Genomic DNA, 23497 nt, shown 5'->3' with positions numbered 1-23497 from the left:
TGCAACTTTTAATGGGTGTTGTGGGAATGGTCACGCTGATCCTGCTCGGCGTACTGCTTTCCAACAACCGCCGCGCCATTAGGGTGCGTACCGTGGCCGGCGCCTTCGTCGTTCAGGTATGCCTTGGCGCCTTTGTTCTGTATGTGCCCGCTGGCCGCGATATGCTGGGCGCGATGTCTACCGGCGTAGCAAACGTTATCGCCTATGGTAATCAGGGCATTTCGTTCATGTTTGGCGGGCTGGTATCCGACAAGATGTTTGAGCTGTTCGGCGGCGGCGGGTTTGTCTTTGCCCTGCGCGTGTTGCCGGTGATCGTCTTCTTCTCGTCGCTGATTGCCGTGCTCTATTATCTGGGGATCATGCAGCTGGTGATCCGCGTGCTGGGCGGCGCGCTACACAAGCTGCTGGGCACCTCCCGTACCGAGTCGCTGTCGGCGACGGCCAATATCTTCGTCGGCCAGACCGAAGCGCCGCTGGTGGTACGCCCCTATATCGCCACCATGACTCAGTCGGAACTGTTCGCGGTCATGTGCGGTGGCCTGGCCTCCGTTGCCGGTTCGGTGCTGGCCGGCTATGCCCAGATGGGCGTGCCGCTGGAGTATTTGATCGCCGCTTCCTTTATGGCGGCGCCGGGCGGCCTGCTGTTTGCCAAGCTGATCGTGCCGGAAACCGAGCAGACCCACGATCGTGAAGATGCTACCACGCTGGTGGCGGTAGAGGATCGTCCGGCCAACGTGATTGACGCTGCGGCCTCCGGTGCAGCCTCTGGTCTGCAGCTGGCGCTGAACGTCGGTGCAATGCTGCTGGCGTTTATTGCCCTGATCGCGTTGCTGAATGGCATGCTGGGCGGGATTGGCGGTTGGTTTAACTACCCGCAGCTGTCGATGGAGCTGATCCTGGGCTGGGTATTCTCCCCGATCGCCTTCCTGATCGGTGTACCCTGGAGCGAGGCGCAGATTGCCGGCTCTTTCATCGGCCAGAAACTGATCGTTAACGAGTTCGTCGCCTATATGAACTTCGGTGAATACCTGAAGGCGGATGCCGACGTCGCGGCGGCCGGTCTGCAGGTGCTTTCCGGCCATACCAAGGCGATCATCTCTTTCGCGCTGTGCGGCTTTGCCAACCTTTCGTCGGTGGCGATCCTGCTGGGCGGGCTGGGCAGTATGGCGCCGAAGCGTCGTCATGAGATTGCCCGCTTCGGCCTGCGCGCCGTCGCGGCAGGAACCCTCTCCAACCTGATGAGCGCCACCATCGCCGGGTTCTTCCTGGCGCTGTAATCCTGCGCTGCACAAGGTGGTCACGCGCCCTCGCCGTCATTGGCCGGGGCGCGTTTTTATTTATAGGTAGAGCGCCGGGCGGATCACCGCGCCGACGCCGCGGCCCTCCAGCGCCTGGGCCACCCGTTCGATATCGGCCTCTGCGGCGGGTCGCCACGCTGACGCCGGGCCATAGACGCCGTGATGATGGAAGGCATTGAGGCGGACGGGCACATCGCCCAACGACAGGATAAATTCGGCCAGCGCATCGATGTGGGCCAGGTAGTCGCTGTGCTGCGGGATCACCAGCAGGCGCAGCTCCGCCAGGCGTCGCCGCCGTGCCAGCCAACGAATACTGTGCAGGATGCGCCGATTGCCGCGCCCGGTTAGCCAACGGTGGCGCTCGTCGTCCCAGGCCTTGAGATCGACCATCACGCCGTCGCACCACGGTATTAGCCGTGTCCAGCCAGGCTCTGACAGTTCACCGTTGCTGTCGACCAGAGAGTCGAGCGCCTGCAGCCCCGGATCGCGACGTATCGCCTGAAACAGCGCCAGCAGGAAAGGCAGCTGCAGCGTCGCCTCTCCCCCGCTGACGGTGATCCCCTTGATAAATGCCGCCTGACGGCGCAGTTGCATCAACACATCGTCGACGCTGAGGGATAGCGCCATTGGGCTCGCCCGACGTGGGCAACCCTGTAGACAGGTATCACACTGCCGGCAGGAGAGCGCATCCCAGAGCACCTTTCCCGCCTGCAGCGACAGCGCCTGATGCGGACAGGTCGCCACGCATTGGGCACAGTCGTCGCAGCGGCCAATGGTATAGGGGTTATGGCAGCTGCGGCAGCGCAGGTTGCAGCCCTGCAGGAACAGTACCAGACGACTGCCCGGCCCATCCACGCAGGAGAAGGGCAGCAGCTTACTGACTAAAGCGCGTCTGTTGTTCATGGCTTATCACGCGCGCCCGGCGCTCCAGCATACCCGTATTGCGCGCCGCCTCTTCCGCCAGCCAGGTGGTGTTCAGCCGCGATCCCTCCTGTCCATAGCGCGCCAGATCGGACAGGCGCACCATATAGCCGGTTACCCGCACCAGATCGTTGCCGCTGACGTTGGCCGTGAATTCACGCATTCCGGCGGAGAACGCGCCGAGGCACAGCTGCATCAGGGCCTGTGGGTTGCTTTTCACCGTGGGATCGAGGGTCAGGATGTCACTGATCCCGGCGGGATAATAGGCGTGGTGCGGCGCGACGGCCATCAGATGGCCGATCGGATCCGGCTCGCTGCCATAGGGAAGGCGGGCGCCGGGCGTCGTATCCCGATCGCTGCTGATCCCGGATTGGGCATGCAGCAGCGCGCGCTGCTGCCAGGCATGGGGGAGCGGGGTCGCGCGGACAAACGCATCCAGCCAGGCGCTGATCCGATAGCCTAAGGCGTTGGCCGTCTCATCCTGACCGTAGCGGGCGGCGCTGCCGCTTTGCTGACACAGAATATCGACCGCCTCTGCCAGGGCAAAGATGCCGAACATCGGCACAAAACGTTGGGCGTCGATCAGCCCTTCATGCACGAGGAAGCTCTGGCTGAAGAAATGGGAACGGGTGAACAGAAAGTCGCTGCGGGCGCGGAGAATGTCGGTCTGGCGCCGGCAATAGTCAGGCAGGGTGCGGGTAAAGAAGTCCTCTTCTCCCCGGCTGCGCAGGGCCACCTCTTTCAGGTTCATCCGGACCAGGGTGCTGCCGCCGCCGCCCAGCGGCAGCGCGTTGTAGCAGCTGACGATGCCGTAGCCGCCCGCTGTGAAAATATTATCATGCAGCGGCGCGTTGGCGATGTGCGGTTTACTGCAGGTACAGATGTTTTCAATGGCCTGCTGCAGGCGCTCTGTAGGTGTGATATCAGGGTGATAGAGGAAGGTCAGGTTGGGGACGACCTGAGCCAGCTCTGCGTCCGCGCGTAAAAATAGGCGTGTCAGGATGTTATCTGACGGCCCCAGGTTTGCGTGCATAAAGGCATCGGGAAAAGTGCGATCCAGATAACGCCAAAAGCGTTTTATGCGGATATATAATTCGTTCTCTGTTAAAATTCCAACATATGGAAGCAATAGTTGATCTAAATGCCCCAAAAATACCGGCATGGATGTGACGGATGGGACATGGTGATACAGGATGGTCAGCATGGAGAGGGCATCGTCAAAGCCCTGCGCCGGCTCCAGCTCCAGCCACTCAGAGCCGTTGGCCAAGAAGCGGGCGTAGTCCGGTAGCACGTAGCGGGGCTTATAGGGCGCATGGCCTTCAAACATATCGCAGATGACGCCGTCGTCCAGCGCCTGGCGAGCCGCTTCCGGTAGGGCGGGGTAAGGCAGATCGTTTTCTGCCTCCAGTGCAAGAAAGTGGCGTTTTTGCAGGGCGGAGAGATGGGGATCGCAGGCGATAGCCATACAGCGCTGGTGCAGTGCATTGGCAGAGGTTTCAGGCATGATCGTTGTCCTGGGCGATGAGAGCGATGATCAGGATGAGCGCAGGGCTGTGTCCTGTAACGGTATGGTATCCCGGCGTCGCGCCTGCGGGGTTCACCGGCGGACAGCGGAGATTGGCCAGTGTAATGCCGTGGCCTGCGCGCGTTTGCGCGTTAGCATCGATTTTGGCGATAGTTATGATTTATATGTGATGTCAATCACATAATGCGATCCTATGTTACATTCAGATTTTCATCTAATGTGACAGTGAACACAAATATGACGGAGGTTTTGTGTTCAAATAATCATACCAGAAGGGCTGTGTGCGGTGAGATGGATCTCAATGACATACCGGCGTGGCCGGATGTCTCTTCAGGGAACCAAGTCCGCTCGCCAACGTGTGGGATCGCTTTACGGCGCAGGCCGTTAAAACCTTCGTCCCGTTTTTTTTGATTGAACCGGCATGGGCCGCGTTCAGCCAGTTGGAGAGTATTATGACCGAGTTACAAACTGCCGCTCAGCGCGCACTGCGCCTGATGGATCTGACGACCCTGAATGACAACGATACCGACGAGAAAGTGATCGCCCTGTGTCATCAGGCAAAAAGCCCGGCGGGTGACACCGCTGCGGTGTGTATTTATCCCCGTTTTATCCCCATCGCCCGTAAAACCCTGCGTGAACAGGGTACGCCGGACGTACGCATTGCGACGGTGACCAACTTCCCGCACGGTAACGATGATATCGAGATCGCGCTGGTGGAAACCCGTGCGGCGATCGCCTACGGCGCGGATGAAGTGGATGTAGTCTTCCCGTACCGTGCCCTGATGGCGGGCAACGAGCAGGTGGGCTTCGATCTGGTGAAAGCCTGTAAAGAGGCCTGCGTCGCCGCCAATGTACTGCTGAAGGTGATTATTGAAACCGGTGAGCTGAAAGACGCTGCGCTGATCCGTAAGGCGTCTGAAATTTCAATTAAGGCCGGGGCTGATTTTATTAAGACCTCGACCGGTAAGGTGCCGGTTAACGCCACGCTGGAGAGCGCTGAAATCATGATGAGCGTGATCCGCGATATGGGCGTGGCGAAGCGCGTGGGCTTCAAGCCGGCCGGCGGCGTGCGTACGGCGGAGGATGCGGCGCAGTATCTGGCGCTGGCCGATCGTCTGCTGGGTGAAGGATGGGCGGATAGCCGTCACTTCCGCTTCGGCGCCTCCAGCCTGTTGGCTAGCCTGCTGCAGACCTTAGGCTATGACGCCAAGGGCACCGGCAGCAGCTACTGATGCGGGAACAGGCCGCCGCTGGGCGGCCTGACTGACGTCAAGGGCATTTACCTCTCACGGATCGCGCAGACGATCCTGGCCTAACAATCAGTTTAACAGGGGGTTACCTTGTTTCTGGCTCAAGAAATTATCCGCAAAAAGCGCGACGGTCATGCGCTGAGTGAAGAAGAGATTCGCTTTTTTATCAACGGGATACGGGATAACACAATCTCCGAGGGGCAGATCGCCGCGCTGGCGATGACGATCTTTTTCCATGACATGTCCATGCCGGAGCGCGTGGCGCTGACCATGGCGATGCGGGACTCCGGTACCGTGTTGGACTGGAAATCCCTGAATCTGAACGGGCCGATTGTCGATAAACATTCGACCGGCGGCGTGGGAGACGTTACCTCTCTGATGCTGGGGCCGATGGTCGCCGCCTGCGGCGGCTATGTGCCGATGATCTCCGGTCGCGGCCTCGGGCATACCGGCGGTACGCTGGATAAGCTAGAATCGATCCCTGGGTTCGATATTTTCCCGGATGACAGCCGTTTCCGCAGCATTATTGCCGATGTCGGCGTCGCCATTATCGGGCAAACCAGCTCGTTGGCGCCGGCGGATAAGCGTTTTTATGCGACGCGCGATATCACCGCGACGGTCGACTCCATCCCGCTGATCACCGCCTCTATTCTGGCCAAGAAGCTGGCCGAAGGGCTGGATGCGCTGGTGATGGATGTGAAGGTTGGCTCCGGCGCCTTTATGCCGACGTTCGAGCTGTCTGAGGCGCTGGCGCAGGCGATCGTTGGCGTGGCCAACGGCGCAGGCTGCCGCACCACGGCGCTGCTGACCGATATGAATCAGGTTCTGGCCTCCAGCGCCGGCAACGCGTTGGAAGTGCGCGAGGCGGTACAGTTCCTGACGGGCGAGGCGCGCAATCCGCGTCTGTTCGAGGTGACCATGGCGCTGTGCGTCGAGATGTTGATTTCCGGTAAACTGGCCGCAGATCAGACGGAGGCCCGCAGTAAACTGCAGGCGGTGCTCGACAACGGTAAGGCGGCAGAGATCTTTGGCCGGATGGTGGCGGCGCAGGGCGGTCCGCGTGACTTCGTTGAGCGCTATGACCACTATTTGCCACAGGCAGTGCTGTGCAAACCGGTATTTGCCGAACAAGCTGGTATTATCACAGCAATGGACACCCGTGCGCTGGGGATGTCCGTTGTCGGGCTGGGCGGCGGTCGCCGTCAGGCCAGCGATAGCATTGATTACAGCGTAGGGCTAACCGATATGGTTCGTCTGGGTGATTCGGTCGATGTGCAGCGTCCGCTGGCCGTGGTTCATGCCCGCGATGAAGCGAGCTGGCAGCAGGCCGCTGAGGCGGTGCGCGCCGCGGTGACGCTGGGAGAGCGTGCGCCTGAGCCGACGCCGGTGGTGTATCGCCGTATCATGCAGTAAGGGTTACGCCAATACCAAACCGAGTCTGATGATTTTGGCCCGTTCGCGCCGTCCCCGTGACGCCGTTCGGGCGCTTGGCGCGCAAGCGCGGGAGAGTAAGATGAAACGTGCATTTATCATGGTACTGGATTCCTTTGGCATCGGTGAGGCCAAGGATGCAAAAAGCTTTGGCGACGAAGGCGCCGATACCCTGGGTCATATTGCCCGTGCCTGTGCACGCGGTGAGGCTGACATTGGGCGCCAGGGGCCGCTGCATCTGCCGAACCTGAGCCGTCTGGGGCTGGGTAAAGCTGCATTGGAGTCGACCGGCCGTTTCCCGGAAGGGTTGGATGAAAACGCTGAGATTATCGGCGCCTATGGTTATGCCAACGAACTCTCCTCTGGTAAAGATACGCCGTCAGGCCACTGGGAAATCGCCGGTGTCCCGGTGCTGTTTGACTGGGGATATTTCCACGAGCATCAGAACAGCTTCCCGCAGGCGCTGCTGGATACGCTGGTCGAACGCGCCAATCTGCCGGGCTACCTGGGCAACTGTCACTCATCCGGCACGGTGATCCTCGATCAGCTGGGCGAAGAGCATATGAAGAGCGGCAAGCCGATTTTTTATACCTCCGCAGACTCGGTGTTCCAGATCGCCTGCCACGAAGAGACATTCGGGCTGGAAAGACTGTATGAATTGTGCGAGATTGCGCGCGATGAACTGAACAAGGGTGGCTATAACATCGGGCGCGTTATCGCCCGGCCGTTCGTCGGCGACAAAGCCGGTCATTTCCAGCGTACCGGTAACCGCCATGATCTCGCGGTAGAGCCGCCGGCACCGACCATGCTGAAGAAGTTGGTGGATGAAAAGCAGGGTGAAGTGGTGTCCATCGGTAAAATTGCCGATATCTATGCCAACGTTGGCATCACCAAGAAAGTGAAGGCGACCGGTATCGATGCGCTGTTTGACGCCACGCTGCAGGAGATGCGTCAGGCGGGGAATGACACCATTGTTTTTACTAACTTCGTCGACTTCGACTCCTCGTATGGCCACCGTCGCGATGTGGCTGGCTATGCCGCCGCGCTGGAGCTGTTCGACCGCCGTTTGCCGGAGATGCTGGCGCTGGTTAAAGAGGATGATATCCTGATCCTCACCGCGGACCACGGCTGCGATCCGACCTGGCATGGCAGCGATCATACCCGCGAACACATTCCGGTGCTGGTCTACGGGCCGAAGGTGAAGCCGGGCTCCCTGGGCGAGCGCGATACTTTCGCCGATATCGGCCAGACCGTCGCCCACTATTTCGGGCTGTCGCCGATGGCTTACGGTAAGCCGCTGTTCTGATTGTCAGCGCCATCCATGAGGATGGCGCTTTCTTGTCTATTGCGTTAAGAGAGAAGGATTAAAGTTATGGCTACGCCGCATATTAATGCCGAAATGGGTGATTTTGCCGATGTTGTTCTGATGCCGGGCGACCCGCTGCGTGCGAAACACATTGCAGAAACCTTTTTGCAGGATGTCCGCCAGGTCAACAACGTGCGCGGCATGCTGGGGTTCACCGGGATCTATAAGGGCCGTAAGATCTCCGTGATGGGCCATGGCATGGGGATCCCCTCCTGCTCCATCTATGCCAAAGAGCTGATCACCGACTTTGGCGTGAAGAAAATCATCCGCGTCGGTTCCTGCGGCGCCGTCCGTATGGACGTGAAGCTGCGTGACGTCGTGATCGGCATGGGCGCCTGCACCGACTCCAAGGTGAACCGCCTGCGCTTTAAAGACAACGACTTTGCCGCCATCGCCGACTTCGACATGGTGCGTAATGCGGCCGATGCCGCCAAGGCTAAAGGGATCGATGTCCGCGTAGGTAATCTGTTCTCCGCCGATCTGTTTTACTCTCCGGATCCGACTATGTTCGACGTGATGGAGAAATATGGCATTCTGGGCGTAGAGATGGAAGCCGCCGGGATCTACGGCGTAGCCGCGGAGTTTGGCGCGAAGGCGTTGACCATCTGCACCGTGTCTGACCATATCCGTACCCACGAGCAGACCACGGCCGCGGAGCGTCAGACGACGTTCAACGACATGATCGAAATCGCGCTGGAGTCTGTACTGCTGGGTGACCAGGAGCAGGCATAACGCATAGCGCGTTCGCCGCGAGCGTAAGGGGACCCTCGGGGTCCCCTTTTTATTTTGTACAACGATAGGTAATACCATCATCATTGCCCCGGTCAGGGACTTGCCAATGTTCCCTAGACTCTTTATGTTTATTAGCGTGATTAAATGTTAATGAATCGTGAGGGTGTAAGCATGCGTAAGAGCGTATTGGCATTGGCGGGTCTGGCGATGATGGTGGGCAGTGCCCTGGCACAGGCGGCCAGCGTAAGCGAAGATATGGATGTCATCAATCAAAGCTATCGACAGGCGCAGCAGGCAACGACGGCGCAGGATTTTAAGCAGGCGCTGACGGCAATGCGTGCGGCGACGACGGCGGCGAAGTCAGCGGTCCCCAGCAAGCTGCAGGGACAGGCCTCCGACAGCGCGGACATGAAGGACTATCGCCACGGTCTGGATCTGCTGATCGGCCAGATAGACAAGGTGGAGAAGCTGGCGGACGCCGGCCAGCTGGATCAGGCTAAGGCCGAGGCGCAGCAGATGCTGCAGACGCGCAACGTCTACCATAAAAAGTACCGTTAAGCATCGATGCATTGGGATGCCATAGTACGCCTGACGCACTGGAGCGTGGCGCTGGGCTTTCTGTGTAACCGCCTGTATCTGACGGCGCCCGGCAGTACGCCGCACCAGGCCATTGGCCTGACGGTTGCCGGGCTGGTGCTGTTACGCCTGCTGTGGGGCGTGACGTGGGCGCGTGGGGCGGCGCGCCTTTCGGCGTTTATTCCGACGCCAAGCGCGCTGATCCACCATCTGCATGAGCTGCGCACCCGTACGGTGCCGCCGGCGCTGCACCACAATCCGCTGGGGGCCCTCGGTATCTGGGCGACCTGGCTACTGCTGTTACTGATTGCGCTGACGGGCTGGGGGCAGGGGACCGACCTGGTTTTTCGCTGGCCGTTGGACGTCTGGCATGCCTGGTTGGTCGATGCGCTGACGCTGGTGGTCTGCGTGCATATAGCGGCGGTATTTGCGATGTCGTTTTGGCTGCGGCGGAATCTGATCAGCGCGATGCTGCCGGGGCGCCGCGGCGGGGAGTAGGGCCGCCGTAAACGCCCGCAGCGGCGGGCGTGAGCCTTAGCGCAGCAGCTCGCCAGCCGCCTCCGGCTGGTACAGCAGCGCCAGCACTTCAATATGAGTCTGATTGCCGTTGGGCAGCGTCCAGCGAATCGCATCGCCGACGCGCAGTCCCAGCAGCGCGGCGCCGATCGGCGCCATCACAGACAGGCCATCTCCGGCGCTATCCTGCAGGTGGGGGTATACCAGGGTACGGACATGCTCTTCACCGGTATTCAGATCGCGGAAGCGTACGCGGCTGTTCATGGTCACGACGTCGGCGGGCATCGCCGCCGGTGCCAGCAGTTGGGCGCGATCGAGCTCTTCATTCAGCGCCTGGGCGACGGGCTGGGCGGCAAAGGCTGGCCGCTCCAGCAGCCTGTCGAGGCGCTCAGCGTCCAATTCATTGATGATAATCGCTGGTCGGGACATTGTTCTCTCCATGGTATGACGCATGGCTGCGTCCTGTCTCGTCACAAAAGAAAACCCTCACCGTTCCGACATGGGCGGCGAGGGCTATTCATGATGCGATCATAGTAAGCCGATAGGGCTTTTAAAAGAGAGCTGGCTCACAAATTGGGGAGTCGCCGGCCAGGATCACTCTTCGTCAAAGCCGGCGTTGAACAGCGAGACGACGGCGTCCAGCGCCTGGCGCTCGTCTGGGCCGGTGGCCTGAATCTCTATCTGTCCCCCCTGCGCGGAGTCGAGCATCAGCAGGGCTATCACGCTGTTGGCTTCGGCCTCGATGCCGTTTTCATTGCGCAGAATGACGTCGGCATCGAAGGTTTGCACCAGCTCGAACAGCTTCATGGCGGGGCGGGCATGCATGCCCAGACGGTTTTTGATCTCTACGGTTTGCGTCACGCTCATGGTTGGCCTACCTGCGTTTTTCCAGGGTGCTGTGACGGGACTGCACGTTTTTTCCGCGCGAGCGGAAGTAGTCCGCCAGCTGCTCGGCGACGTAGACCGAGCGGTGTTTACCGCCGGTGCAGCCGATGGCTACCGTCAGGTAGCTACGGTTATTGTTCTCCAGCGCCGGCAGCCACTGCTCAAGGTAGCTGCGGGTCTGGTAGATAAAGTTGTGTACCTCGGTGTGGCGATCGAGGAACGCCGCCACCGGCTTATCCAGCCCGGTCATCGGACGCAGCTTGGGATCCCAGTGGGGATTGGGCAGGAAGCGGACATCGAAAACATAGTCGGCGTCGATGGGAATGCCGTGCTTAAAGCCGAAGGATTCGAATACCATGGTTAGCTCGCGTTCGCGCTTGCCCAGCAGACGGGCGCGCAGCATCTCCGCCAGCTCATGCACCGACATTTCCGATGTGTCGATAATGAGATCGGCGCGGGAACGCAGCGGCTCCAGCAGCTCGTTCTCCTGATCGATGGCGTTTTCCAGCGATAGGTTTTTGCTCGATAGAGGGTGTAGGCGCCGAGTATCGCTGTAGCGGCGGATCAGCGTATTGCGATCGGCATCAAGGAACAGCAGCTGCGGCGTAAAGCTCTCCGGCAGATGGTCCATCGCCGTCTCCAGCACCTCCGGCGATTCGGGCATGTTACGTACGTCAATGCTGACCGCCGCGGAGGTATCCCGGGTGGCCAGGGTGCGTGCCAGCTCCGGCAGCAGCTCGACCGGTAGGTTATCGACGCAGTAGAATCCCATATCTTCCAAGGCGCGCAAGGCCACGGATTTCCCTGAACCGGAACGGCCGCTGACAATCATCAGCACCATATCACCACTCCCCTGTTGTTATTGTTACGCGGGCCGGTATTGCCTGCCCGCTCATCATACTAGCAAGCCTGGATCGTCAGCGATAGCCTCGGATCGCGCGGGCGAGGATCATTCGGTGATGATCTGGTACAGATCTTCATCGCTTTGCGCCGCGCGCAGGCGGCGGCAAACGCCCTTATCCGAGAGCTTTTGCGCCATCAGCGATAGGGTTTGCAGGTGTGTTTTGCACTGATCTGCCGGTACCAGCAGGGCAAACAGCAGGTCGACCGGTTGATTGTCAATGGCGTCGAAGCTGATAGGCTGATCGAGGTGGATAAAGACGGCGATGGCGCGCAGGGTATCCTCTTCTAGCTTGCCGTGGGGGATGGCGATCCCGTTGCCGATCCCGGTACTGCCCATACGCTCCCGGGTCAGGATGGCGTCGAAGACGACCTGAGTCGGCAGGTTGAGCTGGGCGGCGGCCAGTTCGCTGATGATTTCCAGCACGCGCTTCTTGCTGGCGCAGTGGACGGCGTTGCGCGTGCATTCCGGAGTCAGCACGACGCTTAAGGGCATAGTTAAGTCATTACTCATGGTGTTTTTTCAAAAAGGCTGCTGTGTGCCGGCGACGCGAAGCCCCTAAGGCTTAAACGGCCCACCCTTGCAGGGTAGGCCGCCGGTCGGTAGGCTGGCGTGCCAGCCATAGGGCAATGTTAATGTTGTTTCAGTTTGTCTTTATGCTTGTTTAACTGGCGGGCCAGTTTGTCTATCAGGACATCGATAGCGGCGTACATGTCTTCCTGCTGGGCCGAGGCGTGCAGCTCTCCTCCGTTGATAAACACCGTTGCTTCGGCGATATGATCGACCTTTTCAATACTGAGAGTGACGTTGACCTGATTGATCCGGTCAAAATACTGCTCAAGTTTGGCAAATTTCTCGCTGACAAACTGACGGATGGCGTCAGTAATTTCAAGATGGTGTCCAGTAATGTTGAGCTGCATCATGTCTTCCTTCTCGGTGTGTCACACCAGCTGTTTACGCTGGTTGGACGGTGGAATGGACAAAGACTCTCGGTATTTTGCAACGGTACGCCGGGCGACCATGATACCCTGATCTGCCAGCAGGGTGGTAAGTTTGCTGTCGCTCAGTGGCTTCGCCGGATTTTCCGCCGCTATCAGTTTCTTCACCAGTGCCCGGATCGCCGTGGAGGAGGCTTCGCCGCCATCCTCGGTATTGACGTGGCTGGAGAAGAAATACTTCAGTTCAAAGATCCCCCGCGGGCTGTGCAGGAACTTCTGCGTCGTCACCCGGGAAATCGTCGACTCATGCATCTCTACCTGCTGCGCGATGTCGGCCAGCACCATGGGCTTCATTGATTCTGCGCCGTGCTCGAAAAACGCCTGCTGCTGCTCGACGATGCAGCGGGATACCTTCAGCAAGGTATCGTTGCGGCTTTCCAGGCTCTTAATCAGCCACTTGGCCTCCTGCAGATTGCTGCGAATAAACTGACTATCGCTGTCGCTGCGTGCCTGGGCACCCAGCGCCGCGTAGCGCTGGTTAATGTGCAGGCGCGGGACGCTGTCCTGATTGAGCTCGACCACCCAGCGTCCCTGATGCTTATGGACCAGCACGTCGGGGATAACGTAGTCGGATTCGCCGGTATTAATCGAGAGCCCAGGCCGCGGGTCGAGGCTCTGAATGAGCTGCATCGCCTCCTTGAGCACCTCTTCCTTTAGCTTAGTCGAACGCATCAGATTTCGGAAATCGTGATTGCCCAGCAGATCGAGATGGCGATCGACAATGCCGCGCGCCTCGTTTAAATAGGGGGTATCTGGCGCAAACTGGGAGAGCTGTACTAGCAGGCAGTCCCGCAGATCGCGGGCGGCAACGCCGACGGGATCGAAACGCTGAATGCGCTTCAGGACAGCCTCAACCTCTTCCGGCAAGGCGTGCTCATCGCCGAGGCTTTCCAGAATCTCCTCCAGCGAGGCCGTGAGGTAGCCGGTGTCATCGACGGCATCCACGATGGCGGTCGCAATGGCCAGATCCGTCTCGCTGAAGGGGGTAAGCTCGACCTGCCACATCAGGTAATCTTGCAGGGTCTGGGTCGTTTCACCCTGAAACACCGGCAGCTCGTCGTCGTGGTAGTCCGTTCCTGTTCCTGAGGGGGTGCCGGCGGTGTAAATTTCATCCCAGCTGGCGTCCAGCGGCAGCTCATCCGGCATTTCGCGCTGTTCCAGCGCATCGCGGGTATCAAGCGGATCGTCGTCATCGCGTGCGTCGGCGTCATCCTGCACGCGGTCGTCGTCGGCGCTTTCGCCGTCGGCTTCGTCATTCGGCTCCAGTTGCTCCAGCAGCGGGTTACTTTCCAGCGCCTGCTGGATCTCTTGCTGTAGCTCCAGCGTAGAGAGCTGCAGCAGGCGGATTGCCTGTTGCAGCTGTGGCGTCATGGCCAGCTGCTGGCTGAGTCTGAGTTGCAAGCCTTGCTTCATAATCGCGCGTTCTGTTCCTTGATTGCTGACAGTGGTGGCCGGCGATGCGCAATGGAGCTCGCCGGCGAAAAACAAAGAGTCGGCATGGCAAGGCGCCCCTGGCGGACATGACGCCTAGCCTATTTACAGCCGGAACTCCTCACCCAGATAGACGCGTTTGACCTGCTCGTCGGCCAAGATCTCGTCGGGAGAGCCGTAGGCTATCAGATTACCCTGGCTGACGATGTAGGCTCGCTCGCACACGTCCAGCGTTTCACGCACGTTGTGGTCGGTGATCAGCACCCCGAGGCCACGATCGCGGAGGTGTTCGATAATTTTTTTGATATCGATAACGGAGATGGGATCCACCCCGGCAAAGGGCTCATCCAGCAGAATAAATTTGGGATTGGCGGCCAGCGCGCGGGCGATCTCCACCCGGCGCCGTTCACCGCCGGAGAGGGATTGCCCCAGGTTATCGCGCAGATGGGCGATATGAAACTCTTCCAGCAGCTCATCGGCCCGATCGGCGCGCTGCTCTGCGTTGAGATCGTCGCGGATCTCCAGCACGGCCATCAGGTTATCGTAAACGCTCAGGCGGCGGAAAATGGAGGCCTCCTGCGGCAGATAGCCGATGCCGCGGCGGGCGCGGGCGTGCAGCGGCAGCAGGCTGATGTCATCGTCATCGATGATGATGCGCCCGGCATCGCGCGGCACGATACCGACCACCATGTAGAAGGTGGTGGTTTTCCCGGCGCCGTTCGGGCCGAGCAGGCCGACGATCTCGCCGGAGTTTACCGTCAGACTGACGTTCTCTACGACCCTGCGCCCCTTATAGGACTTGGCCAGGTTTTCCGCAATTAATCTTGCCATAACGAATCAGTTACTCTTCTTCTGAGGCGCCGGTTTGGCGTTGCCTTTATCCTGCAGCTGGGACGGCAGCAGCACGGTCGTCACGCGTTTGCCTTTATCGCTGAAGGCCTCCATCTGCTGCTGCTTCACCAGATAGGTAATCCGATCGCCCTCGATGTTGCTGTCGAGCTGCTTCAGAAAGGCCTTCCCGGTCAGAATGACATAGTCTTTGGCCAGTTCATAGCGCAGCTGTTGGCTGTGGCCCTCTACCGGCTTTCCGTTATCCTGCATCTGATAGAAGGTGACCGGGTTACCGTAGGCCTCTACGATTTCGCTGCCCTGCTGTCCGTTAGGGCGGGTGACGACCACCTTATCGGCGGTGATCTTGATGGTGCCCTGGGTCACGATAACATCGCCGGTGAAGGTGGCGATGTTACCCTGCATATCCAGTGACTGCTGCATCGAGTTGATGTGAATCGGCTGATCGGTATCACCGGTAACGGCCAGCGCAGAGGCACTGGCGCTCAACAGGGCGCCGGCAAGGATCAGATCACGCAGTTTAAGGGTGCTTGCTTTGAATTTCATAATAGGTGTTTACCTTGTCAATCAACCGTGCGGTTTTATCCCGCATATTTCCGCGCATCTTCAACCCATGAGAGGTGAAATTGCTGCCGTACAGCGTCACCTCATCATCCGAGCTTATGTCCTGAGTAACCAGATTCACCTGCGCATTATCGGTGGTAATCCTTTCCAGTTGCGAGGTCGGCGTCAAACTATTGACCTCTACATTTCCATAGAGATACAACATGTTATCTTTCGTCAGCTTGGCCTTATCGGCGCGAACGGACCAGGTCGCCGCGGCCTGGGGATCGAAGGTCGTCAGCACCGGCCGGGTAAACCAGGTCACGCCCTGTTCGCTGTAGTGCTGTACATCCTGCGCCACCAGCTTATAGCTTAGCTTGCCGCTGGGATCGTAGACGACGGTCAGAGTGTGCTGGCTCTGGTAGTTCGGCGTATTGGGATCTAGCGTCGTCGGCGCGCCGTCGGGCGAGTTATCCGCCAGATTCCAGCCAATCAGCGCCAGCGCGATCAGGGTCAGCAGGATGATCACCCAGCGTTTGCTCGTACTCATATCGACAGCCCTTTGGCCTGTTCCAGGCTGCCCTGGGCCTGCAGGATTATGTCGCACAGCTCGCGCACCGCACCGCGACCGCCGGCGATGCGGGTGGTGTAGTGCGCGTTGGGCAACAGCAGCGGGTGCGCGTCCGCGACGGCGACGGACAGCCCGACGCGCGCCATCACCGGCCAGTCGATCAGGTCATCGCCGATATAGGCCGCCTGATGGGGGGCCAGCTGCAGATCGGACAGGATGCGCTCAAAGGCGATAAGCTTGTCGGACTGCCCCTGATACAGGTGCCGGATGCCCAGCGTGGCGGCCCTGTCGGCCACCAGCTGTGAACTGCGGCCGGTGATGATCGCCACGTCAATCCCCTGGGTGACCAGGCAGCGAATGCCATAGCCATCGCGGACGTTAAACGCCTTCAGCTCTTCACCCTGGTTGCCCATGTAGATCAGCCCGTCGGATAAGACGCCGTCCACGTCGCAGATCAGCAGGCGGGTCTGCGCGGCGCGCGCCATGACATCGGCGGAAACCGGTCCATAGCAGGTGGCAATCGGGGAGGTGTTCTGTTGCATGCAAGCTCCGTTTCTTCAGACTACGCCGGCGCGCAGCATATCATGCATATGCACCACGCCGATCAGCCGATCGTTTTCGGCGACCAGCAGCGAGGTGATGTGGCGATCCTGCATGAGGTTCAGGGCATCGACCGCCAGCGCCGTGGGACGAATGCGGATCCCCCGCGGGTCATGACGTCGGCGATTTTGGCATTATTTAAATCAATGCCCATATCGAATATACGGCGCAGATCACCGTCGGTAAAGATCCCATCAATATGCGCATTGGGGCCGCAGATGACCGTCAGCCCCAGATTTTTGCGGGTGATCTCCAGCAGGGCGTCGCGCAGCGAGGCCGTTGGCGAGACCGTCGGCACCTCGTCTCCGCTGTGCATAATATCGCTGACGCGCAGCAGCAGCTTGCGGCCCAGCGCGCCGCCGGGGTGAGACAGGGCAAAATCCTGCGCGGTGAAGCCGCGCGCCTGCAGCAGCGCCACGGCTAGGGCATCGCCCATCACCAGGGTGGCGGTGGTGCTGGTCGTCGGAGCCAGACCCAGGGGGCAGGCCTCCTGCGGTACCCGGATGCACAGGTGGATATCGGCCGCGCGGCCCATGGCGCTGTCCGGATTGTTAGTCATGCAGATCAGCGTGACGCTCTGGCGCTTAAGGACCGGAATCAGCGCCTGGATCTCTTGGGATTCACCGGAGTTGGAGATGGCCAGCACGACGTCGCGCGGCTCTACCATGCCCAGGTCGCCATGGCTGGCTTCGCCCGGATGGACAAAAAAGGCGGAGGTGCCGGTACTGGCGAGGGTGGCGGCAATCTTACGCCCGATATGGCCCGATTTGCCCATCCCCATGACCACCACCTTACCGCTGCAGCGCAGCATGGCCTCACAGGCGCGGCTGAAGTCCTGGTTGATGAAATGGTCCAGCTGCGCAAGCCCTTCCCGCTCGATACGTAGGACATCTTTCCCCGCCTGCTGAAAATCAAAATCCGGCTGAAATTCCATATGTGACATTTTGTTTTCTCACGTCTCGCAAAACCACTGACTCGGCGGACCCTGCCCGGGGAGTCAATCCCAATACAACATCAGCGAAGGCTGCATATACAGCAGCCCGATATAGGCGATAAACGCACACAATAGCAGCGCGCCCGCGAGGCGGCCGATGCTGTGCCTACGCCGCAGGCACAGCAGGGTCAGCACCAGCGTAAAGGCCAGCATCACCCAGTAGTCGCGGGCAAACGCGGCGCCGTCGATGAGGGGATTGCGCGGGCCGATTAACGCCGGTATCCCCAGTACCACCAGAATATTGAAGGTATTGGAGCCAATGATATTCCCCAGTACAATATCATGCTCGCCCTTTATGGCGCCGGCGCAGGCCGTTGCCAGCTCCGGCAGGCTGGTGCCGACGGCGATCACCGTCAGGCCGATGATCAGTTCGCTGACGCCCAGATAGCGGGCTAGTACCGTGGCGTTGTCGATCACCATGCGCGAGGCCAGCGGCAGGATAATAAACCCGAGCGCCATCCACAGCAGGGCGACCGGTAGGCCGGTATCCCGCGGTAGCTCCGCGATCTGCTCACGGGCATAGCTATCCTGGCCGCCCGGCATTACCCTGTGGGCCATATTAAGCATTAACCATAAGAATGCGCCGAAAAAGGCCATTAAAATAGCACCATCAATACGATTAAGCTGATTGTCATACAGCAAAAAACCGCACAAGATAGTGGCCCCCAGGGTCAGGGGCAGTTCGCGCCGCAGGATATCGGAGCGCACGGATAGTGGGCGGATCAATGCCGCACAGCCAAGGATCAGCAAGATATTGGTGATGTTCGACCCCAGAACGTTACCAACGGCCGTATCTATTTGATTATGCAACGTAGCAGTCAGGGATATGGTCAATTCGGGCAGGGATGTCCCCATACTGACGATGGTCATGCCGATGACCAGCGGAGCCACGCCCAGCGCATGCGCAACGGCCGCTGCGCCGTACACTACACGGTCTGCGCCATACACTAAAAGTAGTAAACCGATGAGCATTAGCAGGGTGGCGAGCAGCATGCAGGATCCTTGGGTGAATGAAGTCCGGACCTCAGTGTCCGGCGACACAGTTCTAACGTCTAACTGAACGCGGTCAGTCGGCCACCGATACCGCTGGCAGTAAGTAGTTCACTTAATTTTGACGGTAGGCGGGATAAAAGTAAAACTTATGCTGCTATCAAGGCGGGAAATTCACTGTCTGAATGTCATAGTGACGAAAAAATAGCATTAATAACCTAGAAAAAGCACATGGCTGTGTTTTGCTTGAGTTAGCTTATCAATAACCAGGAATAATTGTGGATGAATCATCAGGAAAATAATCTGGTGGATATCCGTGGAATGAGCTTTAGCCGCGGAAATCGCCAGATTTTTACCGACATTAATCTGACCGTTCCGCGTGGGAAGGTGACGGCGATCATGGGGCCATCGGGGATCGGTAAAACCACCCTGCTGCGTCTGATCGGCGGCCAGCTACGCCCGGATTGCGGGGAGATTTGGTTCGATGGGGAGAATATTCCGGCGCTCTCCCGCGGCCGCCTGTTTGAAGCACGTAAGAAGATGAGCATGCTGTTTCAGTCCGGCGCGCTGTTTACCGATCTCAGCGTGTTTGACAACGTGGCCTTTCCACTGCGCGAGCATACGTGGCTGCCGGAGATCCTGCTGCGCACCACCGTGCTGATGAAGCTGGAGGCCGTGGGACTACGCGGTGCCGCCGATCTCATGCCATCAGAGCTGTCCGGCGGCATGGCACGCCGGGCGGCGCTGGCTAGGGCTATCGCGCTCGATCCGCAGATGATCCTGTTCGATGAGCCCTTTGTCGGCCAGGATCCGATCACCATGGGCGTGTTGGTGAAGCTGATCGATGAGCTGAATCACGCGCTGGGCATCACCTGCGTGGTGGTATCGCACGATGTCCCCGAGGTGCTGAGTATCGCCGACCACGCGTATATCGTGGCGGAGCAGCGCGTCATCGCGCACGGCGATCGGCAGTCGCTGCGTGCTAATCGGGATCCGCGGGTGCGCCAGTTCCTTGACGGCATCGCCGATGGGCCGGTGCCTTTCCGCTATCCGGCGGGTGACTATCGCCATGCGCTGCTGGCGTCGGGGGAGGGCTCATCACATGTTGCTTAATGGAGTGGCGGCCTTTGGACGCCGTGGAATCCGGGTCTGCGCCGCCTTTGGCCGCGCCGGGCTGATGCTCTTTAGCGCGCTGGTTGGCCGGCCAGAGCCGGGCAAGCAGTGGCCGCTGCTGCGCCGCCAGCTGTACAGCGTCGGGGTTCAGTCCCTGCTGATCATCATCGTTTCAGGGCTGTTTATCGGCATGGTGCTGGGACTACAGGGGTATCTGGTGCTGACGACCTACAGCGCCGAAGCCAGCCTGGGCATGATGGTGGCGCTGTCGCTGCTGCGCGAGCTGGGGCCGGTGGTGACCGCCCTGCTGTTCGCCGGCCGCGCCGGCTCGGCGCTGACCGCGGAAATCGGCCTGATGAAGGCGACGGAGCAGCTCTCTAGCCTGGAGATGATGGCGGTCGATCCGCTGCGGCGCGTGGTCGCGCCGCGCTTCTGGGCCGGGGTGATCAGCATGCCGCTGCTGACGGTGATCTTTGTCGCCGTGGGAATCTGGGGCGGCTCGGTGGTCGGCGTGGACTGGAAAGGCATCGACGCGGGCTTCTTCTGGTCGGCGATGCAGGGAGCGGTGGACTATCGCACCGATCTGCTGAACTGTCTGATCAAGAGCCTGGTCTTCGCCATAACGGTCATGTGGATCGCGCTGTTCAACGGCTATGATGCGGTCCCCACCTCGGCTGGGATCAGTCGTGCGACGACGCGTACCGTCGTGCATGCGTCGCTGGCGGTTTTAGGTTTGGATTTTGTGCTGACGGCACTGATGTTTGGGAATTGATGCAATGCAAACGAAAAAAGCTGAAGTGTGGGTCGGTCTGTTTATGCTGATTGCCCTGTGTGCCGCCGTTTTCCTCTGTCTACAGGTGGCCAACGTGAAATCGCTGGGGAGCGAGCCGACGTATCGTCTGTACGCTACGTTTGATAACGTCGGCGGTCTGAAGGCGCGCTCTCCGGTGAAAATCGGCGGCGTCGTGATTGGCCGGGTGGCGGAGATTTCGCTGGATCCTCAGACCTATCTGCCGCGGGTGGCGATGGACATTGACCAGCGCTACAACCATATTCCCGACACCAGCTCCCTGGCGATCCGGACCTCTGGCCTGCTGGGAGAGCAGTATCTGGCCCTCAACGTCGGGTTTGAAGATCCGGAGATGGGCACGGCCATTCTAAAAGACGGTGGCACTATTCAGGATACCAAGTCAGCCATCGTGCTGGAGGATTTGATCGGGCAGTTCCTGTATAAGAGCGGCGGCGAGAACGGTAACGCCTCCGCCAGTACCGCTCCCGCCGGCAATACGCCGGCGCCCGTCGCACATTAATCACAGCGAGGATGTTGAACATGTTGAAACGTATTGTGATGGCCGCGCTGCTGTGCGTGGCGCCCTGGTTCTCCGCGCAGGCCAGCGCCGCGCCGACGCTGGACCAAAGCAACCCTTATACCCTGATGAATCAGGCCGCCGCCGCGACCTTTAGCCGCCTGAAGAGCGAGCAGCCGCGTATCAAGCAGGACCCCGACTATCTGCGCACGATCGTGCGTGAAGAGCTGATGCCCTATGTGCAGGTGAAGTATGCCGGTGCGCTGGTGCTGGGCCAGTATTACCGCGGTGCGACACCGGCGCAGCGCGACGCCTACTTTAAGGCGTTCCAGAGCTATCTGGAGCAGGTGTATGGCCAGGCGCTGGCGCTGTATCACGGCCAGCGCTATGAGGTGGCCGCGGAGCGCCCGCTGGGCGATGCCTCTATCGTGACTATCCGGGTCACGATCTTTGACAATCAGGGGCGTCCGCCGGTGCGTCTGGACTTCCAATGGCGCAAAAACACCCAGACCGGCCATTGGCAGGCGTTTGACATGATTGCCGAGGGGGTCAGCATGATCACCACCAAGCAGAACGAGTGGGCCGCCATTCTGCGTGAGAAAGGGGTTGATGGCCTGACGCAGCAGCTGATCGCCGTGGCCAAGCAGCCCATTACGCTGGACGCCAAGCAGTGACAGCGGGAGGTGAACTGCGCTGGCGGCGCGTCGATGCGACCCTGTACCTGCAGGGGACGCTGGAGTGCGATTCGCTGGACGCGCTCTGGCAGCAGCGCCAGACGCTGCTGACGGGCATCGCGTGTGTGGATATCAGCGAGCTGTCGCGGGTGGATTCGGCGGGGCTGGCTCTGCTGCTGCATGTGCAAAACCTGAGCCCGGAGGCGCCGATACCGCTGCGGGGCGTCAGTGAGCGCCTGCGCACCCTGATCACCCTGTATAACCTGCAGGATATCGTACTGTGCGCTGCGCCTTCGGCTAACCTTGCGTAATCCCTCGCAATAATCATCAAGCCCCCGTCAGCGGCGCCGATGGGGGCTTTTCACTGTTTAAGCCGACGCCACTTTCCTCTAATATGTACAGCCTATTCGCCTATTGCATAGGCTTGGTAACCCGAAAAGACTCGAACGCCATGAACAATGATCAAATCAAAGACGTGCTGATGAAGGCATTGGCCCTACAAGAGGTCCATGTCACCGGAGACGGTAGCCATTTTCAGGTTATCGTAGTGGGTGAGCTGTTTGCCGGGATGAGCCGGGTTAAGCAGCAGCAGGCGGTTTACGCCCCGCTGATGGAGTACATTGCGGACAACCGTATTCATGCACTGACCATCAAAGCCTATACGCTCGACGAGTGGCAGCGCGACCGCAAGCTGAGCGGTCTGTGATTTTGCGCCGTCGGCCAACGGGCGGCGGTAGATAACTGATTAAGCGAGAACGCAATTAAATGGATAAATTTCGTTTGCAGGGGCCGACCCGTCTCGACGGTGAGGTGACGATTTCCGGCGCCAAGAACGCCGCCCTGCCGATCCTGTTTGCCGCGCTGCTGGCTGAAGAGCCGGTAGAGATCCAAAATGTCCCCAAGCTGCGCGACATTGACACCACCATGAAGCTGCTCAGTCAGCTGGGGGCCAAGGTTGAGCGTAACGGCTCGGTGCACGTCGACGCCAGCGGCGTCAACGAACTGTGCGCCCCCTATGAGTTGGTGAAGACCATGCGCGCCTCGATTTGGGCGCTGGGACCGCTGGTGGCGCGCTTTGGTCGCGGCCAGGTCTCGCTGCCAGGCGGCTGCGCCATCGGGGCTCGCCCGGTGGATCTGCACATCTCCGGTCTCGAGCAGTTGGGGGCGGAGATCCGCCTGGAAGAGGGCTACGTGAAAGCCTCCGTGCAGGGGCGTCTGCAGGGAGCGCATATCGTGATGGACAAGGTCAGCGTTGGCGCAACCGTGACCATCATGAGCGCCGCCACGCTGGCGCAGGGCACCACTGTGATTGAAAATGCCGCTCGCGAGCCAGAGATCGTCGATACCGCTGGTTTCCTGAATACGCTAGGTGCGAAGATCAGCGGCGCCGGCACCGATCGCATCATCATTGAAGGGGTCGAGCGTCTGGGCGGTGGGGTTTACCGCGTGTTGCCGGATCGCATCGAAACCGGGACGTTCCTGGTGGCCGCCGCGGTCTCACGCGGGCGCGTCGTCTGCCGTCACACCCGCCCGGATACCCTGGATGCGGTGCTGGCCAAGCTGCGTGAGGCCGGGGCGGATATCGAGGTGGGCGAAGACTGGATATCGCTGGATATGCACGGGCAGCGCCCGAAGGCGGTCACGGTGCGCACCGCGCCCCATCCGGGTTTCCCGACCGATATGCAGGCGCAGTTCAGCCTGCTGAACCTGGTGGCGGAAGGCACCGGGGTGATTACGGAAACCATCTTTGAAAACCGCTTTATGCACATCCCTGAGCTGATTCGTATGGGCGCGCACGCGGAGATCGAAGGCAATACTGCCATCTGCCACGGCGTTGAAACGCTCTCCGGCGCGCAGGTGATGGCGACGGATCTGCGCGCCTCCGCCAGCCTGGTGATCGCCGGGTGTATCGCGCAGGGCACCACGCTGGTAGACCGGATTTATCATATCGATCGCGGCTATGAGCGTATCGAAGACAAGCTGAGCGCCATGGGCGCCCAGATTGAGCGCGTGGGCGAGTAATCAC

General features: G+C 59.9%; 27 protein-coding genes and 1 pseudogene. 14 read left to right on the top strand and 14 right to left on the bottom strand.

Annotation, left to right across the window (positions count from 1 at the left end; translation table 11 throughout):
• Positions 1-11: 11 nt before the first annotated feature.
• Positions 12-1277 carry a NupC/NupG family nucleoside CNT transporter gene (locus QY76_RS00490; RefSeq protein ID WP_174434948.1) on the top strand — a complete coding sequence of 422 codons (1266 nt, stop codon included), beginning with the start codon at positions 12-14 and terminating at the stop codon, positions 1275-1277.
• Positions 1278-1337: 60 nt separating this feature from the next.
• Here the strand turns inward: QY76_RS00490 and QY76_RS00485 are convergent, their stop codons facing one another.
• Together QY76_RS00485 and QY76_RS00480 are read right to left on the bottom strand one after the other, a co-directional pair.
• On the bottom strand, positions 1338-2201 hold the full coding sequence (locus QY76_RS00485; RefSeq protein ID WP_034162808.1) for a YjjW family glycine radical enzyme activase: 864 nt from the start codon (positions 2199-2201) through the stop codon (positions 1338-1340).
• On the bottom strand, positions 2173-3723 hold the full coding sequence (locus QY76_RS00480; RefSeq protein WP_034162807.1) for a YjjI family glycine radical enzyme: 1551 nt from the start codon (positions 3721-3723) through the stop codon (positions 2173-2175). The genes QY76_RS00485 and QY76_RS00480 overlap by 29 nt, the downstream gene beginning before the upstream one ends.
• 473 nt (positions 3724-4196) lie before the next feature.
• Between QY76_RS00480 and deoC the strand changes: the two genes are divergently transcribed.
• From deoC to QY76_RS00445, 6 genes are all read left to right on the top strand, one after another.
• Positions 4197-4976, top strand: coding sequence for a deoxyribose-phosphate aldolase (gene deoC, locus QY76_RS00470; RefSeq protein WP_034162974.1), 780 nt, complete (start codon positions 4197-4199; stop codon positions 4974-4976).
• A gap of 108 nt (positions 4977-5084) precedes the next feature.
• Positions 5085-6407: a thymidine phosphorylase gene (gene deoA, locus QY76_RS00465; protein WP_045425314.1), complete on the top strand. Its 1323-nt coding sequence runs from the start codon at positions 5085-5087 to the stop codon at positions 6405-6407.
• Positions 6408-6507: 100 nt separating this feature from the next.
• A complete protein-coding gene (gene deoB / locus QY76_RS00460) occupies positions 6508-7731 on the top strand; it encodes a phosphopentomutase (protein ID WP_034162804.1) in 1224 nt (407 codons plus the stop codon).
• Between the two features lie 66 nt (positions 7732-7797).
• Positions 7798-8523 carry a purine-nucleoside phosphorylase gene (gene deoD, locus QY76_RS00455; protein WP_045425311.1) on the top strand — a complete coding sequence of 242 codons (726 nt, stop codon included), beginning with the start codon at positions 7798-7800 and terminating at the stop codon, positions 8521-8523.
• Positions 8524-8694: 171 nt separating this feature from the next.
• A complete protein-coding gene (gene cybC / locus QY76_RS00450) occupies positions 8695-9081 on the top strand; it encodes a cytochrome b562 (RefSeq protein ID WP_045425309.1) in 387 nt (128 codons plus the stop codon).
• Positions 9082-9087: 6 nt separating this feature from the next.
• Positions 9088-9597, top strand: a complete 510-nt coding sequence (locus QY76_RS00445) for a cytochrome b/b6 domain-containing protein (protein ID WP_034162802.1) — start codon at positions 9088-9090, stop codon at positions 9595-9597.
• A gap of 36 nt (positions 9598-9633) precedes the next feature.
• Here QY76_RS00445 and rnk read toward each other — a convergent pair whose 3' ends face one another.
• The 12 genes and pseudogenes from rnk to QY76_RS00385 all read right to left on the bottom strand — a co-directional run bounded on the left by rnk (position 9634) and on the right by QY76_RS00385 (position 18380).
• Entirely contained in the window at positions 9634-10044 is a 411-nt protein-coding gene (rnk, locus tag QY76_RS00440) for a nucleoside diphosphate kinase regulator (RefSeq protein ID WP_034162801.1), read from the bottom strand.
• 165 nt (positions 10045-10209) lie between these two features.
• Complete coding sequence (gene npr, locus QY76_RS00435; RefSeq protein ID WP_012847365.1) at positions 10210-10482, bottom strand: PTS phosphocarrier protein NPr; 273 nt, start codon at positions 10480-10482, stop codon at positions 10210-10212.
• A 7-nt stretch (positions 10483-10489) separates the two neighbouring features.
• Positions 10490-11341 (bottom strand): RNase adapter RapZ, encoded by an 852-nt coding sequence (gene rapZ, locus QY76_RS00430; RefSeq protein WP_045425307.1) that lies wholly within the window; start codon positions 11339-11341, stop codon positions 10490-10492.
• A 108-nt stretch (positions 11342-11449) separates the two neighbouring features.
• Positions 11450-11914, bottom strand: a complete 465-nt coding sequence (ptsN, locus tag QY76_RS00425; RefSeq protein ID WP_071844090.1) for a PTS IIA-like nitrogen regulatory protein PtsN — start codon at positions 11912-11914, stop codon at positions 11450-11452.
• A gap of 119 nt (positions 11915-12033) precedes the next feature.
• The gene (hpf, locus tag QY76_RS00420) at positions 12034-12321 is read right to left on the bottom strand and encodes a ribosome hibernation promoting factor (RefSeq protein ID WP_034172536.1); all 288 of its coding nucleotides are present in this window, start codon (positions 12319-12321) and stop codon (positions 12034-12036) included.
• Between the two features lie 21 nt (positions 12322-12342).
• Positions 12343-13812, bottom strand: a complete 1470-nt coding sequence (gene rpoN / locus QY76_RS00415) for an RNA polymerase factor sigma-54 (RefSeq protein WP_034162798.1) — start codon at positions 13810-13812, stop codon at positions 12343-12345.
• A gap of 123 nt (positions 13813-13935) precedes the next feature.
• On the bottom strand, positions 13936-14661 hold the full coding sequence (gene lptB, locus QY76_RS00410) for an LPS export ABC transporter ATP-binding protein (protein ID WP_012847370.1): 726 nt from the start codon (positions 14659-14661) through the stop codon (positions 13936-13938).
• Between the two features lie 6 nt (positions 14662-14667).
• Positions 14668-15225 (bottom strand): lipopolysaccharide ABC transporter substrate-binding protein LptA, encoded by a 558-nt coding sequence (gene lptA / locus QY76_RS00405; protein ID WP_034162797.1) that lies wholly within the window; start codon positions 15223-15225, stop codon positions 14668-14670.
• Complete coding sequence (gene lptC / locus QY76_RS00400) at positions 15200-15772, bottom strand: LPS export ABC transporter periplasmic protein LptC (protein WP_034162796.1); 573 nt, start codon at positions 15770-15772, stop codon at positions 15200-15202. Before lptC ends, lptA begins: the two co-directional genes overlap by 26 nt.
• The gene (kdsC, locus tag QY76_RS00395; RefSeq protein WP_034162795.1) at positions 15769-16335 is read right to left on the bottom strand and encodes a 3-deoxy-manno-octulosonate-8-phosphatase KdsC; all 567 of its coding nucleotides are present in this window, start codon (positions 16333-16335) and stop codon (positions 15769-15771) included. Before kdsC ends, lptC begins: the two co-directional genes overlap by 4 nt.
• A 15-nt stretch (positions 16336-16350) precedes the next feature.
• A pseudogene (kdsD, locus tag QY76_RS00390) lies at positions 16351-17336 on the bottom strand (arabinose-5-phosphate isomerase KdsD).
• 54 nt (positions 17337-17390) lie between these two features.
• On the bottom strand, positions 17391-18380 hold the full coding sequence (locus QY76_RS00385; RefSeq protein ID WP_034162792.1) for a calcium/sodium antiporter: 990 nt from the start codon (positions 18378-18380) through the stop codon (positions 17391-17393).
• A gap of 279 nt (positions 18381-18659) precedes the next feature.
• Between QY76_RS00385 and mlaF the strand changes: the two genes are divergently transcribed.
• The 7 genes from mlaF to murA all read left to right on the top strand — a co-directional run bounded on the left by mlaF (position 18660) and on the right by murA (position 23493).
• On the top strand, positions 18660-19490 hold the full coding sequence (gene mlaF / locus QY76_RS00380) for a phospholipid ABC transporter ATP-binding protein MlaF (protein ID WP_034162791.1): 831 nt from the start codon (positions 18660-18662) through the stop codon (positions 19488-19490).
• Positions 19480-20262 (top strand): lipid asymmetry maintenance ABC transporter permease subunit MlaE, encoded by a 783-nt coding sequence (mlaE, locus tag QY76_RS00375; RefSeq protein ID WP_034162790.1) that lies wholly within the window; start codon positions 19480-19482, stop codon positions 20260-20262. Before mlaF ends, mlaE begins: the two co-directional genes overlap by 11 nt.
• A gap of 4 nt (positions 20263-20266) precedes the next feature.
• Positions 20267-20800 (top strand): outer membrane lipid asymmetry maintenance protein MlaD, encoded by a 534-nt coding sequence (mlaD, locus tag QY76_RS00370; protein ID WP_012847378.1) that lies wholly within the window; start codon positions 20267-20269, stop codon positions 20798-20800.
• Positions 20801-20820: 20 nt separating this feature from the next.
• Entirely contained in the window at positions 20821-21471 is a 651-nt protein-coding gene (gene mlaC / locus QY76_RS00365) for a phospholipid-binding protein MlaC (RefSeq protein WP_045425304.1), read from the top strand.
• Positions 21468-21782 (top strand): lipid asymmetry maintenance protein MlaB, encoded by a 315-nt coding sequence (mlaB, locus tag QY76_RS00360; RefSeq protein ID WP_034162787.1) that lies wholly within the window; start codon positions 21468-21470, stop codon positions 21780-21782. The genes mlaC and mlaB overlap by 4 nt, the downstream gene beginning before the upstream one ends.
• Before the next feature lie 140 nt (positions 21783-21922).
• A complete protein-coding gene (gene ibaG, locus QY76_RS00355; protein ID WP_045425301.1) occupies positions 21923-22177 on the top strand; it encodes a BolA family iron metabolism protein IbaG in 255 nt (84 codons plus the stop codon).
• A 59-nt stretch (positions 22178-22236) separates the two neighbouring features.
• Positions 22237-23493 carry a UDP-N-acetylglucosamine 1-carboxyvinyltransferase gene (gene murA, locus QY76_RS00350; protein ID WP_034162785.1) on the top strand — a complete coding sequence of 419 codons (1257 nt, stop codon included), beginning with the start codon at positions 22237-22239 and terminating at the stop codon, positions 23491-23493.
• The last annotated feature ends 4 nt before the right edge of the window (positions 23494-23497 follow it).

It is taken from the genome of Edwardsiella sp. EA181011, from assembly GCF_000800725.1.
GTDB classification, from domain to species: domain Bacteria; phylum Pseudomonadota; class Gammaproteobacteria; order Enterobacterales; family Enterobacteriaceae; genus Edwardsiella; species Edwardsiella anguillarum.
Note: the sequence above shows the minus strand (reverse complement) of the source record. Positions and strands in the feature narration are given on the sequence as shown.